At 55.3% G+C, this 14,972-nt stretch carries 12 protein-coding genes; 1 reads left to right on the top strand and 11 read right to left on the bottom strand.

Annotated features, from left to right (window positions below):
- Positions 1–49: 49 nt before the first annotated feature.
- Positions 50–1,129 carry a LacI family DNA-binding transcriptional regulator gene (locus Q0J85_RS04745; RefSeq protein WP_294478706.1) on the bottom strand — a complete coding sequence of 360 codons (1,080 nt, stop codon included), beginning with the start codon at positions 1,127–1,129 and terminating at the stop codon, positions 50–52.
- Positions 1,130–1,466: 337 nt separating this feature from the next.
- On the opposite strand from Q0J85_RS04745, the gene Q0J85_RS04740 reads away from it, so the two are divergent.
- Positions 1,467–3,698: a family 78 glycoside hydrolase catalytic domain gene (locus Q0J85_RS04740; RefSeq protein ID WP_294478705.1), complete on the top strand. Its 2,232-nt coding sequence runs from the start codon at positions 1,467–1,469 to the stop codon at positions 3,696–3,698.
- 163 nt (positions 3,699–3,861) lie between these two features.
- Here the strand turns inward: Q0J85_RS04740 and Q0J85_RS04735 are convergent, their stop codons facing one another.
- The 10 genes from Q0J85_RS04735 to Q0J85_RS04690 all read right to left on the bottom strand — a co-directional run bounded on the left by Q0J85_RS04735 (position 3,862) and on the right by Q0J85_RS04690 (position 14,833).
- On the bottom strand, positions 3,862–5,196 hold the full coding sequence (locus Q0J85_RS04735) for an extracellular solute-binding protein (protein WP_294478702.1): 1,335 nt from the start codon (positions 5,194–5,196) through the stop codon (positions 3,862–3,864).
- A gap of 135 nt (positions 5,197–5,331) precedes the next feature.
- Positions 5,332–5,958: a hypothetical protein gene (locus Q0J85_RS04730; protein WP_294478699.1), complete on the bottom strand. Its 627-nt coding sequence runs from the start codon at positions 5,956–5,958 to the stop codon at positions 5,332–5,334.
- Positions 5,959–6,018: 60 nt separating this feature from the next.
- Positions 6,019–7,257 carry an aminoacetone oxidase family FAD-binding enzyme gene (locus Q0J85_RS04725; protein WP_294478698.1) on the bottom strand — a complete coding sequence of 413 codons (1,239 nt, stop codon included), beginning with the start codon at positions 7,255–7,257 and terminating at the stop codon, positions 6,019–6,021.
- Positions 7,257–8,309, bottom strand: a complete 1,053-nt coding sequence (locus Q0J85_RS04720) for a hypothetical protein (protein WP_294478696.1) — start codon at positions 8,307–8,309, stop codon at positions 7,257–7,259. Before Q0J85_RS04720 ends, Q0J85_RS04725 begins: the two co-directional genes overlap by 1 nt.
- Before the next feature lie 128 nt (positions 8,310–8,437).
- Entirely contained in the window at positions 8,438–9,703 is a 1,266-nt protein-coding gene (locus tag Q0J85_RS04715) for a sodium ion-translocating decarboxylase subunit beta (RefSeq protein ID WP_367274600.1), read from the bottom strand.
- 442 nt (positions 9,704–10,145) lie between these two features.
- Positions 10,146–11,978 carry a biotin/lipoyl-containing protein gene (locus tag Q0J85_RS04710; protein WP_294478692.1) on the bottom strand — a complete coding sequence of 611 codons (1,833 nt, stop codon included), beginning with the start codon at positions 11,976–11,978 and terminating at the stop codon, positions 10,146–10,148.
- 49 nt (positions 11,979–12,027) lie between these two features.
- On the bottom strand, positions 12,028–12,264 hold the full coding sequence (locus Q0J85_RS04705) for an OadG family protein (RefSeq protein ID WP_294478691.1): 237 nt from the start codon (positions 12,262–12,264) through the stop codon (positions 12,028–12,030).
- Positions 12,261–13,082 carry a biotin--[acetyl-CoA-carboxylase] ligase gene (locus Q0J85_RS04700; protein WP_294478688.1) on the bottom strand — a complete coding sequence of 274 codons (822 nt, stop codon included), beginning with the start codon at positions 13,080–13,082 and terminating at the stop codon, positions 12,261–12,263. Before Q0J85_RS04700 ends, Q0J85_RS04705 begins: the two co-directional genes overlap by 4 nt.
- 117 nt (positions 13,083–13,199) lie before the next feature.
- A complete protein-coding gene (locus Q0J85_RS04695; RefSeq protein ID WP_294478684.1) occupies positions 13,200–14,165 on the bottom strand; it encodes an ABC transporter permease in 966 nt (321 codons plus the stop codon).
- 11 nt (positions 14,166–14,176) lie between these two features.
- Positions 14,177–14,833, bottom strand: coding sequence for a hypothetical protein (locus tag Q0J85_RS04690; protein WP_294478682.1), 657 nt, complete (start codon positions 14,831–14,833; stop codon positions 14,177–14,179).
- Positions 14,834–14,972: the final 139 nt, after the last annotated feature.

The following is a 14,972-nucleotide window of genomic DNA, read 5'->3' as shown; positions in this document are numbered from 1 at the left end:
TCTTCGCTAATTGCTCAAATGTTCCGACTGATTTTAAGTTTACCTCCTTCTATATTGCAATATTGCTGCTATCAAGTTGCTGGATATCTTCGACCTGATTTTTATTAAGAAAATCAGAAGAGTTCTCAGAACATTTTTTTGTTAGGTTCTGCGTACTCGCACGAATGACCAGCGGAGCTTCAAGTACTTTTGTGACACTCGGTTTACCATGAAGCAGATCAAGCAACAATTCTCCGGCAACTTCGCCAACTTTTTCTTTGGGCTGTGCAAACGTGGTTAGTGGATACAAAAGTTGATGAGCAGCAATATCCAGATTGTCAAAACCTATGACGGCCAATTCATCTGGGATTCTACGCCCCATTTCCAAACCAGCCTGAAGAGCACCAATCGCAGCGTAATCACTGGTTGCAAAAACAGCGGTCAATTCCGGATGCGCAGAGAATAATTTCTGCGCCGCAAGATGACTGTCTGCTATATCTAATAAACACTCCACTTCCGGAATCTCATAACCCAGTTCTTCCTGAAAACCTCTACAACGGGAATCAAGTGCCCAAGTGTTCCGTTTATGGGCGAGTAACCCGATTCGTGTATGTCCCAACTTCCGCAGATGTCGGGCCGCCTGACGACCTGCCTCTTCATTATTAATCATAACCACTGCGTCACCCAGTTTTCTGTATGGTTCCATGACTTGAACAATCGGAACATCCAGTGCCAACAGATCATCGGCGACATCTTTTACGGTTTGGTTAGAATAAACAATGATCCCCTCGACGTTGCGTTCGGCAAAACGGCGAATGTGATCCTGCAGTACATCATTTCCCCCGCGGATATTACCCAAGAGAAGCATGAAATCGCTGTTAAGAACTTGACGTTCAATACCGGCAATGATGCTGCCGAAAAAGCTGCTGTCTGCATAAGGCATCAATACCCCGAGCAGTTGGCTCGAACTGCTGGCGAGAGATCTGGCGGCAGAGTTACGGCGATAGCCCATTTCGCGAGCCATCGTTCGAATTCGTTCCCTTGTCAGCTGGGAAAGATGCCCTGTACCATTGATTCCATCCGACACGGCTTTCAATGACAAACCAAGCTTGTCAGCTATGTTCTGCATAGTAACTCTAGGTTTCGGCATATCCAATCTCCCATTAGTAAAGCGCTGTACTTCGGTCTATATTTTACCCCAAATCATCAGAAAAAGCAAGAGCTAAATCACTTTTTTTCATTTTTTTTTTGTTAAACCGGAGCGGATCTATTTTGCCTTTTTTCTGGTTCCCGGCTTGTAATTTAAACATTTTAGCGTTTATATTATGTTCTTGGTAATTCAGGTTATTTGTCTACAAATTAAGTCAAACCAGAGAATAAGAGCGAACCATCTTGATTGTCGGAGCAATATGGCAAAACGATAGTTAATCCTCATAGAATTTGATCTTTTTCTAAATTTTACATGTTTACTTCGAGGAATTGAAACCATGGAACACGTTGCAGAATGTCCGACACGGTGGATTACACGGGATTTGCCGGGATTAACTTTTCAGAGTGAAGTACTTCCTGCGCCCTGCTTAAGACGGGAGTTCAATTGTCCTGCTGTTTTTAACCGGGCGGTGGTTCGAATTGCCGCACCGGGATATTTCGACCTCCGACTGGATGGGCAACGTGTCGGTTGGCAGGAACTGGCTCCGACGGTTTCGGTTTTCGACCGCCGGGTACGTTTTCTGGAAATAGATGTAACTTCATATCTGACATCTGAAAAGCGTTCCGTTTGGAGCGTCGTACTGGGAAATGGTTGGTATAACTGCCATACTCATGAGGTTTGGCACTTTGATAAGGCCTCATGGCGGGACTATCCGAAATTCCGATTTGAATTGGAAATTGATGGAGAATTGCTTCTGGTCAGCGATCGCTCTTGGAAGGTTGCTACCGGAGGTTTGCTGTTTGACGGGCTTCGCAACGGCGAATATTATGATGCGCGTCTCGAACCCACAGGATGGCGCTTGCCGGATTTTGACGACTCTGACTGGGAACAGGCAGTCATAACTTCACCTCCCGGCGGCATTTTGGTCAAGCAGAATGCGCCGTGCTGCCGAGTTATGGAACGGCTTGCTCCGACTCGAATCGAACGTACGGGAAACCGAGTCGTTGTGGATTTTGGTGTAAACCTGACCGGGTGGTGCCAAATTTCCGTTCAAGCTTCAATCGGAACACTTTTTACCATTCGATATTACGAACGGCTGACTTTGGACGACAGCCCATTACAACCCCATGCGGAACGACTCGCCCAATATGTTCTTGAAGGAGATTTTCAAACCGATCGTTATGTCGCATCTGGAGACCCTGCTGGGGAAACTTGGCATCCTCGATTTACCTATCATGGTTTTCGGTATGCCATTATCGAATGTTCTGAACAAACTGCGGAAATTTGTGCGATAGAGGCGCAATTTATATATTCTGCCTTTGAGCAAATCGGAAACTATCACTCATCGGATGAAGATTTCAACCGTCTTACACAATGTGCTGTTCGCTCATACCTTTGCAACTTTACCGGCATCCCGACTGATTGCCCGCATCGAGAGAAAAATGGCTGGACCGGAGACGCTCTGCTTGCTTCTGAAACTGGATTGTTTCTATTTGATACGAGCTCGTGTTACGTAGAATGGCTTGAAACTCTTTGTGACTGTCAACGTCCAAGCGGGCAGCTGCCAGCCATTGCACCAACCAGTGGTTGGGGATTCAACGGTTGCAGCGGCCCGGCTTGGGACAGTGTACTCGTATTGCTGCCATGGTCGATCTATCTGCATACCGGAGAAGTAGATATCCTAAAAAAATTCTTTCCTGCCATGCTTCGGTATCTTGACTACTGTTGTGAACGCGAGGAGGAAGATGGGTTGCTCGATTTCGGGCTAGCTGATTGGTGCGCCCCTAATTGCATCAAAGGGAAAGTCGATCGTAATTTCTGCTCCAGTGCATACTATTTCTATGATCTTAATGTCACAGCAAAGATTGCAGAACTGCTCGGAGAGTTTGAGACCGCTCGGAGTTTGCGGACACGTTCTTCCAGAATCCGAGCAGCATTGTTCCATCATTTTCGTCATGCTGCCGGTAATTGGGGTAACGGAGGAATGACTGAACTTGGAATGGTTCTCGAAATGGAATTGGTTCAGGGCGCAGAGCGAAATTCAACTGCAGCGACCTTGGCAGAATTGGCGCAAAAAAACTCCTGTTTAGCACAATTTGGTATTCAGGGAGCCAAATATGTGCCCCGGGCTTTAGCGCGCAATGGCTATATCGATATTGCATGGAGCTTTTTTACTCAACGTAATTATCCTGGCTGGATGCACTGGCTGAGCACAGGAGTAACTACTTTACTTGAAAACTGGGAAGGAAGTCAATCTTGGAATCACATTATGTTCGGGGATTTCGTCGCATTTGCGTTTGAATATCTCGGAGGGGTCCGGTTCACACAAGAGTTCGCTAAAGGTGGACCGTTGCAGATTGCTCCAGTCATTCCCTCCGCATTAGATTCTTTCCAGATTTATTGTCGAACTAAACGTGGTGTCGTAAAATCTCGGTGGGAAAAACGGAATGGGCAATTGGAAATAGAGTTAGCTCTTCCACAAGCTATTGAAGTAGAGTTATCCTTTGCAAAACAAAATTTTCGGCAGTATGGAGGAACAAAACGCTACATATTTCCAATTAATAGTTGATCCGAAAGAGAAAAAATAACAAAGTTGCTTGGTGTTCTTGTACTTGATGAACTCTGTAATTATGAGATATCTTAAGCGATAAATGTATATTTAACAAGCAGTATTCACGAGCAGCTCGATCAGGGTAAAAGATCGTTTCATGCTGTTCTCCTTACGGTTGAGTTCAGGCGATTTGCTGGGATTGACGGCGAATTTTCAGGAACGTCCGGGTCATTCTCGCGAGCTCGGCGGTTCCCGTATCGATATCCTCGTCGCCGGCGAGCAGGGCGGCAACTCCGTCGCAGACGAGGTTGTAAAGTTCGGCAGAGTCGAGGTTGTATTGCGAATACATATGCGGAATTTCGCTCAGAAACAGCGTGTCGCGCGCATCGGTGAAGTCGACACTTTTTCCCGTCAGCGACCGACGGATCGGCAGACCGTAACTCTGGTCGCCGAGACAGCTCTGAAATCGTTCGGAGAGCAGGAGCCGCAAGAGACGGGCCGCCAGGTTCAGGTCGACGCAATCCCGGCGCACGCAGAAAACGTCCGTCGCCTGCACGTTCAGGTTGACCCCTCCGGGGACGGACGGCAGCGGAACTGTCTCCCACTCGTCGAATCCCGCCTGTTTGATGTAACTTAGAAATTCACGCGGCTGGATCAGCATGCCTGCCCGCCCGGTCAGAAAGTTGGTTTCAAAATCATCCGGATAATGATAGTCGCGGATTCCCATGTCATACCGCAGGTCGCGGAAGAGTTTCAATCCCGCCCGGGTTTCCGGGCTGTCGATCCGGACGCTCTCCTCCGCATTCGGATCGATGAGCGTTCCTCCGCAGCGGAGAACGAAATTGAACCAGTAGAACTGCTTGGGATACCAGCAGAATGTGTCTTCCGCCGGGAGAATCTCGCAGAGTTTGCGAATGTCGTACCGGAACTCATCCATGCTCCAGTCCGCCGCCGGAATCCGGCAGCCCGCCTCCCGGAGCAGCCGCGGATTGTAGAAGATCACGCGAGGAGAGTAGATGATCGGAACCCCCATGAGGCGCGTCCCGACCCGGAATGCGTTGAATGTCTCCATGAAAAAGTCATCCGTATCCGGAAAGCATTCTGCAAAAATATCCGTGAGGTCGAGATATTCGTCATAGTGGGACTGGACGTAGTGAGTCGTCTGGATCTCGAATACGCTCCGCTCGAATTTCCCGGTGACCCAGATTTCCGGAATCTCCTCCTCCAGCTGTTTCCGGAAGTCGTCGAACCAGGTCAGGTCGGGCCGGTACAGACTCAGATTCCGGCGCAGAATCCGCGAATCCCATTTCAGACTTACGAACGTTCCCCGCCGGGGAACGGTTTCGAGAACCCCCTCCTGGGCGAGCAGCTCGATCTCGCTCTGAACCGCCGGGAGCGGCCGCCCGGTCAATCGGGCGATCTCGCGCGCACCGGAAAGTTTTTCTCCGGCTTTCAGCGTCCCGTCCTCGAGCTGCCGCAAAATGTAATTGCGGGCTGAACTTTTTTTCTCCGGCATGATCGAGCTCCGTGATGTTGATCCCTGTTATAATTATAGCAAATTCATCTGACAATGTCAATAGCTTCCCGCTTTTTTTTAGAAAAAAATTGGAATCAAATCGATCTTACGGAGAGATTCTGTATTCTGACAGTGTCAGGACTGGTCGGAATCGCTCTTGATCGGGCTGCCGTCGTATCCGGCAATCGTCCCGGTCGGAATTCCCCAGCTGAGCTGCGTGACCGAAAACGTCCCGGTCTCCTTGTCGAAATCGATCTGCGCCAGCGGGATGTTGAGCCGTCCCCGATCATTCTCCGGTTCTTTGTCCAGAACCTTGTAATCGCATCGAAACGTCACCTTGCTGCCGTCCAGCTCGGGGTAGCAGTTGTACGAGCTCGAATGGTTGAACGCCGTGATGATCAGATAGACCACGGAAGTTCGGTCAACAGAGAGCGTGACTTGGGCCTGCGCATTGACCCGCCGACGGCAGGAGGTGAGTTTGGGATCGTTGTTCTCCTCATGCGTGCAGTAGATCCGGTCGACCAGCACATAACCGGCCGGTTTCGTCAACGCTTCCTCATAGGGCAGCAGCCCGTTCAGAACCTGCACCGTCAGCGACGGGTGATCGATCAGGTAGCTCGGGTACGGGCGTACCTGAAAGAATCCCCGGTATTCCGGGGAGGGCTTGGATGCCGCGTGCACCCGGTAGCCGTCCGGCAGAGTTTCGATTTCAATGTTGTTCCCCCCGGTGATCCGGAGGGCGTTCGGGTTGTAGTCGTCCATGTCGGCCTCCTTTGTGGTTGCTTTCATACTGGAGGCGAATGTCAACTTTTGGGGCGAATTTCACCTCCGCGCCGCGGAGAGCCCGGCGAGTCGTCCCGAACTGACTGCCCACTGGATGTTGTAGCCGCCGCAGGGAGCGCCGACGTCGATCATCTCCCCCGCCAAATAGAGTCCGGCCGCAATGCGGCTTGCGAGCGTCCCGGCATGAATTTCCGCGATCGGTATTCCGCCCGCGGTCGCCATCGCCTTGTTCCAGCCGTCTGTTCCGCAGATTTTCAGCGGATATCCCGAGAGCGCGGCGACGAGACGTTCCCGCTCCTCCGCCCGGAGCTGAGCGGCACAGCGTTCGACCGGAATTCCCGCCGTATCGAGCAGGGCGCGGACGAACGCCGCGGGAAGCGTCGTTCCCAGCAGTCCTTTCAGCGACCGGGTTCCGGAATTCCTCTGCCAGGAGGCGATGCGTTCGCGATACTCCTCCGCCTCCCGGCTCTCCCAGGAACATTCGAGGACGGCGCGACCTCTGTCGGCCAGTTCCTGCGCAACGCTGCCCGAGAGATCGAGAACCGCCGGGCCGGAGACGCCGGTATGCGTGAAGATGAGTTCCCCGCGGCTTTTGAGTTTCCTCCCGAATCGGGTTGTGGCGTCGGGCAGAAGAACTCCCGGCAACTCCGCAGCCCACGCTTCCGCCGATTTCAGCCCGACCAGCGCCGGAACCGGCGGCGTGACCGCGTGTCCGGCCTGGCGCGCGAGTTCATATCCGCTGCCGTGTCCTCCGAGCGCGGGATAACCCATGCCGCCGCAGGCGAGAATGATCCGCTTTGCCTCGATGCGGGTTTTTCCGTCGTCGGCGCCGCAAACCGCGTCGCCCCGCAGGTGCAGCGTCTCAATCCGGCAATCGGTCAGCATCCTGACCCCGAGCGCCCGGCAGCGCCCGAGCAGCAGTTCAAGCACATCCCCCGCCCGCATCGACTTCGGAAAACAGTGAAAGTTGTCCGGCGCAATTACCGGTACTCCGTTCGAGGAGAGAAAACCGCACCATGTCTCTGGCGGAAACGCATAGAGCGCCGGCCGCACAAAACGCAGTCCGCACAGATAACGGCGCGCGAACTCTTCGAGCGGAAGTCGATTCGTCACATTGCACTTCCCTGAACCCGAAGCGAGCAGTTTGCGGCCGGGGGAGGGGAGGTATTCCGCGAGCACGGTAGCGGCCCCCGATCCCGCCGCCGCCATCGCCGCCGAGAGTCCCGCCGGTCCGCCGCCAACCACGAGGCAGTCGCAGGAGATCGTTTTATTCTGCATCAGCGTGCCACATAAACCTTGCCGATTGCGAGCGACCCGACCCCGCTTCCGGCCGGATAATCGACCGAAAATCCGGAGAGCCGCACCGGAAAATCCAGTGTCCGGTTTCCGTCGCCGCCCCAGATGCCGCGGCTCGGTTTCCCGCTCTTGTCCACCCGCAGCGAAACGGTGTTCCAGCCGGGTTTGAGATTCCGCGTCGGCAGCGGAAACTGAAACACCTCTCCGCTTTTGTCCGCAAGCCGGAGATTGACGGTTTTGCCATCAAAATTCTCCGGAATCAGAAGTTCAATCGTGAAACGGGCGGATTCAAAGTCTCCGACAACCAGCTGCGGTCCGGTGAACGCAAATTCAAGCCATTTCCCGCGGGCGGCGTCCCAGTTGAGCCGCAGCGCCGGCCGTCCGTCGGCCTCCTCCACCGCGGCGGTCTGTCCTCTCTCCGCCGCAAGGTAGATCCTGACCGGCGTTGTCGCGAGATCGGCCACCATTTCACCGAGCTCGAGCGGCACAGGTGTGAACGTTACCTTGCCGATCCAGAGTTCTCCCGTCCCCTCCTTGCTGTTGAAATCGATCGAGGCACCGAGCATCCTCGCGGGGAAATCGACTCTGTCGTTCTTCTTGTCGCCCCAGGATTCTTTGTGAGCGCTTCTCAACTGCACCCGCAGAATCCGGCGTCCCGGTTTGAGCTGATCGACCGGGAACATGTATTGAAATACTTCTCCCTGTGAATCGATAAGACGGAAATTGACTTTCCGGATCGGCGCATTTTCCGGAATGTCGACTTCCATCGCGACTTCGCCGGTCTTGAATTCCGGCATCGGAATCGGTTTGAGAAAGTTGAATTCCAGATAGTTCGCCGCCGAGCAGTCCCACTTCGCATGGAGCATCGCCTGCCCGGAGGGGTCGTTCCCCGGAAGAACGGACTGGCGACGTTCATTCCCCCTGTTTACATGGATCGGCAGCGTTTCCGTGGATGGATCGCAAAGCAGTATCGGCGCTGCCGACAACAAAACCAGCGGGCACATGAACAGAGAACCGAAGAGAAAACGCCACATAGAAACCTCCCGTTTGAGCGATTCAGATGCAGGAATATACCGTCTCATTGAAAAGAAATCAAATGCATAAAATAAAAAACGCCGCGGCGAAATGAATTCGCCGCGGCGCAGGATCGATATAATCCAGATCAGACCAGGTGCTTGAGCATGTTCAGCAGCACGCCCGCCGCAACCGCCGACCCGATCACGCCCGAGACGTTCGGTCCCATCGCGTGCATCAGCAGGAAGTTCTGCGGATTCGCTTCGAGGCCGACCTTGTTCGCCACGCGCGCCGCCATCGGCACGGCGGAGACGCCGGCCGCGCCGATCAGCGGGTTGATCTTGTCTTTGCTGAAGAGGTTCATGATCTTCGCGAAGACCACGCCGCCTGCAGTACCGAGCGCGAACGCGATCGCGCCGAGCAGCAGAATGCCGAGCGTCTGGATCGACAGGAACTGGTCAGCCGAGAGTTTCGACCCGACCGCGATTCCGAGGAAGATCGTGACGATGTTGATGAGCGCATTCTGAGCGGTCTGATTCAGACGCTCCACCACGCCGCACTCGCGCATCAGATTGCCGAGCATGAGCATACCGATCAGCGGAGCCGCATCCGGCAGCAGGAACGCGCACAGCAGCGTGATCAGCAGCGGGAAGCAGATCTTCTCAAGCTTGCCGACCGTGCGGAGCTGTTTCATGGAGATCTTGCGCTCTTCTTTCGTCGTGAGCAGCTTCATGATCGGCGGCTGAATGATCGGCACCAGAGCCATGTAGCTGTATGCCGCCACCGCGACCGCACCGAGCAGCTTCGGAGAAAGTTTGCTCGTGAGGTAGATCGAGGTCGGGCCGTCCGCACCGCCGATGATGCCGATGCTGGCCGCATCGAGGATGCTGAAGTTGATCGCCGGAATCCAGAGCGTCAGCAGCAGTGCGCCGATCAGCGCCGAGAAAATTCCGAACTGGGCAGCGCCGCCGAGCAGCGCCGTCTTCGGATTCGCGATCAGCGGACCGAAGTCGGTCATCGCGCCGACACCCATGAAGATCAGCAGCGGGAAGACACCCGAGTTGATGCCGACCTCAAACACCATGCCCTGCAGCCCGTCCGGCCCGGCGATGCCCGCCAGCGGGATATTCGCCAGCAGCGCGCCGAATCCGATCGGCAGCAGCAGCAGCGGCTCGAACTCTTTCACGATCGCAAGATAGATCAGCACGAGCGCGACAATCATCATCAGCACACGGCCGAGACCGAGAATCCAGGTCGACTTGAAGTCGCTGCTGCTCTGATTGATGATATCGTAGATGCCGGTGCTCTGCCAGAGGCCTTTCATAGCCTCACCCCAGCTCGGCAGGCTGCCGCCGACCACGGTCGTGTTGCTGACCGAGTCATGTGCAACTTCAATCGGCTGGAATACCGCCATCACCGTACCCGGCTCCACCACCGCGGAGGGCTTGAAGCCCGGCGCGAGCTTGACGACTTTTGCGGCAATGTCGATTTTGAATTTGCCTTTGCTGCGACCTTCCGGAACCAGAATCATGATTTCCCGGCCGGGGACCACTTTCTGGTTGGCCGCCATGGTGAGCGAGTTCACCACGGCCGGTTTGTCCCATTCGTAAACGATGTAACGCATCTGCGTCGCGGGATCGACATACCAGCCGATCAGTTCATCGCTGGACATCGCATTCCGGACCGCCGTCGCCGGCAGCTCCAACCCGGATTTCTTCTCCGTGACGGTTTTCACTCCTGCCTGGATCGCCTGATCGACCGCGGGAGCCGGAACCGTCGGCTCCGGAGCGGCCATCAAAGCCCCGGCGAACAGCGCGAGACAGACAGCGGTAATAAGTTTCACCTTTTGCATTCTGTTACTTCTCCTCGATCGTCACAAGGGTGTCGCCTGCGGCCACAACCTGCGAAGGCGTGACGTTGATTTCGCGAATGACGCCCGCAGCCGGAGCCTTGATCTCGGTTTCCATCTTCATTGCCTCGATGACGAGAATGACGTCGTCAGCGGCGACCTCTTCTCCCACCTCAACCAGGATCTTCACGATCGTGCCCGGGAGCGGAGACGGCAGCGGTTTGCCCTCACCGGAGGAGGCCGGAGCGGCAGCCGCACTCGCGATGCCCTCGGAAACCTTCACGGTGAAGCTCTTGCCGTTCACCGTGGCGGTGTAGGCGTCACCCGCCGCATTCAGCTGGACCGCGACGTTTTTGCCGTCGACGTTGGCGGTGTAGGCGCCGCCCTTTGCCGTGCTCTTCGCGGGTTTGGCGGCTTCCTTGTAGCGGATGCCCATCGGCTTGTCGCCCTGCAGATATTTCAGACCCTTTTCGCCGCAGGCCGCAACGATGAAGATGTTCTCTTCCGTGACCGGCAGCCCCGCTTCGATGAGCAGATCGGTGTTGTACTTCACTCCGAGTTTCGGGTTGCGGTTGTTCAGGTCGACCACCGCTTCCGTGGTCGGCTCAAGGCCGAGCTGCTCGCTGGCCATCTTGACGATCTCCGGATCCGGTGCGACCGGGGTCTTGCCGAAGTAACCGAGAACCATCTTGCCGTAACCGTTCTTGTCGATCACTTTCCAGCGACCCTGCATCGCGTTCGAGAACGCCTGCTGGAAGTAGAACTGGCTGACCGGCGTGACCGAAGTGCCGAATCCGCCCTTCGCCACGACTTCGCGCATCTCAGCGATGCAGTCGTCATACTTGTCGAGGCAGTTGTTGTCGCGCATCATCTGCGTGTTGGCCGTGAGCGCGCCGCCCGGCATCGGGGAGAAGATGATCTTCGGAGAGACCTGCATCGACTCCGGCGGCATGAAATATTTGTCCATGCACTTCTCGAACACTTTTTCGGCGGAGAGGATCTTCTCCGGATCAATGTCGAGCGTGTAGTCCGTTCCGCGCAGACGCTGGTACATCACGAGGATATCCGCTTCGCAGGTGCCGCCCGAGAGCGGGCTCATCGCCAGGTCAATCACATCCGCGCCCGCTTCGATCGCCGCCATGTTGCAGCTGACCGCCATGCCGGCCGTGTCATGCGTGTGGAACGAAATGCTCTTGCGGTTGTCGCCCTTGAACTCGGCGTCGAGAATCTCGCGCGCCTGCTTGATCGTCTCATAGACGGTCTTCGGAGTCGAGGTGCCGGACGCATCCTTGAACGCAAGGCTGTCGAATGCCATGCCGCTTTCGAGGATCTCTTTCAACCGGTCGATGTAGAATTTCGGCGTGTGCGCATAAGGCTCGTTGAGCCCCGGCGCGAGTCCCATCATCGTGACGGTCGCCTGGTGCTTGAGACCGTATTTCGTGATGTATTTGCCGGAGGCGGTCAGATTCCGTACGTCGTTGAGCGCATCGAAGTTGCGGATCGTCGTAATGCCGTGCTTCTTGAAAAGTTTCGCATGGAGCTCGATAATGTCGCTCGACTGCGAGGAGAGACCGACCACGTTCACGCCGCGGGCGAGGGTCTGCAGATTCACATTCGGACCGACCACTTCGCGGCAGCGGTCCATCATTTCGAACGCATCTTCCTGGCAGTAGAAGTAGAGGCTCTGGAAACGGGCGCCGCCACCGATCTCGATGTAGTCGATTCCCGCTTTCACCGCCGCGTCGAGCGCAGGCAGGAAATCGTCGGTTTTGACGCGGGCGCCGAGACAGGACTGAAAGCCGTCACGGAACGAACAATCCATGAATTTGATTTTCTTCATCTTCTTACGATTCTCCGTTTATGATTGATATGTGAGTATGGAATTTCGATTACCGGGTGCGAACCGCTTCCACCGCCGCCGCCGCGATCGCGGCGAGCTGGGCGTCGTCACCGTTGACGGCCGCTTTCTTTTTCGCGGGAGCCTTCGGCGGCGGCTCGAGCATTCCCGCAAACGGTGCGAGCACCCGCTTCAGAAGATTCATCGCAATGATCATGATCACGAGGAAGACGTACACGATCCCCATGCCCAGGACCATCAGCATTACACCGTCCCACAGCAAACTCATTTCTCTTTCTCCTTGGTTTGTTTGAAACTGTCTGAGAAATCAAGACATTTCTGATTCAATCTCCGCCAATCGACCGATTCCCTGCGGATTTTCACGTCTCCGCACTGGAACGTCATCGTCGTGCCGTTCTCTTCAAACGCCATGCTGCCGTCATCCAGTATCGCCCGGAAGATTCCGGCATGGGTCACTTCCCGCGAATCCACAACCTCAAGGGGCTCTCCAATCAGAAGATTCGCTCTCTTCCACTCACTCAAAATGGCTCCGGCGCTTTTTAAATAGTTACTATAGTATCGAATTGCGCTTTCTGCCAGTTTTTTTGCAAAAAAATCGAGATTAAATTCCCGATTGGTTTCGGCAAAAAGCGATGTGGCGGGCTGGTCGATCTTCGCAAGCACTTCCGGAGGCAGATTCAGATTCACTCCGACGCCGGAGACGACTCCCGTGATCCGTCCCCGTTCCATGCGCGCGCTCTCGCTGAGAATTCCGGCGAGTTTTTTCTCCTCGACGTAGATATCGTTCGGCCATTTCAGGTAGGTCGGAACTTCCGGAGTTAGTTCGCGCAGCACCGACAGGGTCGCGATTCCGAGCAGACACCCCGCGTGAAAACCGTCCTCCAGGCGTTTCAGCACCACCGTGCCGGCGAAGTTCATGCCGGGCGGCGAGATCCAGACCCGACCGCGCCGTCCGCGTCCGGCAGTTTGATGTCGGGCGACGACGAGACTCCCGTCCGGCAGTTCGTCGAAATGATGCCTCGCATAGGTGTTGGTGGAATCTGCTTCATCGAGAATTCGCAGTTCAGGGACGGCGGAAAGAGACATGGATAACCTCCGGGATAACGTGCGTATATGTGACAAATCCGGCGTCGCCCGACTGGCCCGACGCCGGATTGCGGAATGATGCCGAGGAAACTCCTCTCCCCAGTCGGGGTGTGCTCTCTATACGCGGCCGTCGCCCTCGCCGGCGATCTCCTTGTTCTGGAAAACCGCCACCGCCCACATCGAGCAGATCGCCACATAGAGGACAATGTAGATCGCGCAGTCCACCACATAGCTGAACGGGATCGGGCGGTTCACCGCCACTGCGTCCGCCAGCCAGAAGAACTGCCAGTTCGGCAGAACCGCATAGAAAAACGAAAAGACCGCGTTGAGAAACGCCGAATCCGTCTCCCGCTGGAACAGGTAACTCGAGACGAGCCCGAGGAAAAACACCAGTGTGCAGATCGAAAGATTCGCAACCGCGTCGAGCCGCGTGGCGAACACCACCGAAATCGTCGACATCGCAACCACAGCGAAGTTCAGCAGCACCAGAGCGCAGCAGAGATCCTTGAGCGAAACCGTCGGCTCTTCCTGCGACACGATGCAGCAAATCGCCAGAATCGGAATCAACACCATCGCGGCATAGGTCGCAATCTCCGGAAATGAACTGCCGCGCCAGAAGTTGAAGAGCATTCCGATGAGGCAGACCGCCGCCAGCACCCCGAAATAACTGTAGAAAATCGTCATGTCGAACCGGAACTGATCGGTGGCCATGTAGACCGACGTGATCGTCGCGAGATTGCACAGCAGCGTGAAGAGCGTCACCGCCAGCCCGATCCCCGTGATTTTCCCGAGAATGAACGTCCAGCGGTAGACCGGCTTCGAGAGCAGCAGCAGAACCGTTCCGTTGCGCATCTCCCGGGTGACGGTATGGGATGCACTCAGCACGGCGATCAGCAGCCCGAAGATCAGGCCGGTGGCCATCGAACTGTCAACCACAAGCTTCAACTGCTCGGAAAAGACGAAGAGCGCCGCCGAGGGGTAGCTGCCGATCAGGACGAGCCCCGCCAGCAGCATCAGAAAGTAGATCGGCTCCCGGACCGACTCCTTGAACGTGTTGATCGTGATCTTGAAATAATTGAACATATTCCAAATCTTTATTCCGCATTGGCCGCCGGAACTTCTTCCTCAACGACGGTTTCCTCTTCGACGACATCGACGTCGGTCTGGGCCTCTTCCGGTTTCTCAACCGGAATTGCGAGCTGCTGTTGCTGCTGCATGGTACGCCGGGTTGCCCGGTAGTTGTTCTCCATCTGCTGCTGCAGACGCTGGAAGTTGTCACCGAGATGGCTCAGGCTCAGAAGATAGGTCACCTCTTCCGCCATGCGATTCCAGTCGCTCCCCTCGACCCGCACGACCGGGATGGGGGCCTCGAGCTGTTTGAGATACTCGTCCACAAACTGATCCGAAACGTAGCGTTTGTCTCCGAGAACCACGATTCGGCGCGGATTCAGGAAGCTCAGATACTGACGGAGATTTTTCGGGGCGATCTCGAGCGCCGGCCCTTTCGGCTGCACGAAGATGATCTTCTGCACTTTGCTCTGAGGAGTCGGCAGCAGCAGATAAGGCTGGCGGCTCTCATTGAGAATCAGCTCCGCCATAAGTCGCGGGCTTTTGTAGTTCCCGGTGACGACCAGAGTGACGATGTCCCGTTTCGGGCCGTTCGTCAACCAGGACGCGGCGAACACTCCCGTCGTGCAGATACTCAAAATCAGAAGTACGAGACCGGCTTTCAAAAACCTCGATATACTCATTGCAAAATCTCCCGTTGCCCCATCAGTATGATGACTGTTCATTTTCCGAAAAAACCAGCGGTCTGGTTAAAATATAACAGAATTTGACTGACAAGCAAATAAAAAACGGGCCGATCTTGAAAAAAAAACGCTATTTTAC

It is taken from the genome of uncultured Victivallis sp., assembly GCA_944389935.1.
GTDB lineage: Bacteria > Verrucomicrobiota > Lentisphaeria > Victivallales > Victivallaceae > Victivallis.
Note: the sequence above shows the minus strand (reverse complement) of the source record. Positions and strands in the feature narration are given on the sequence as shown.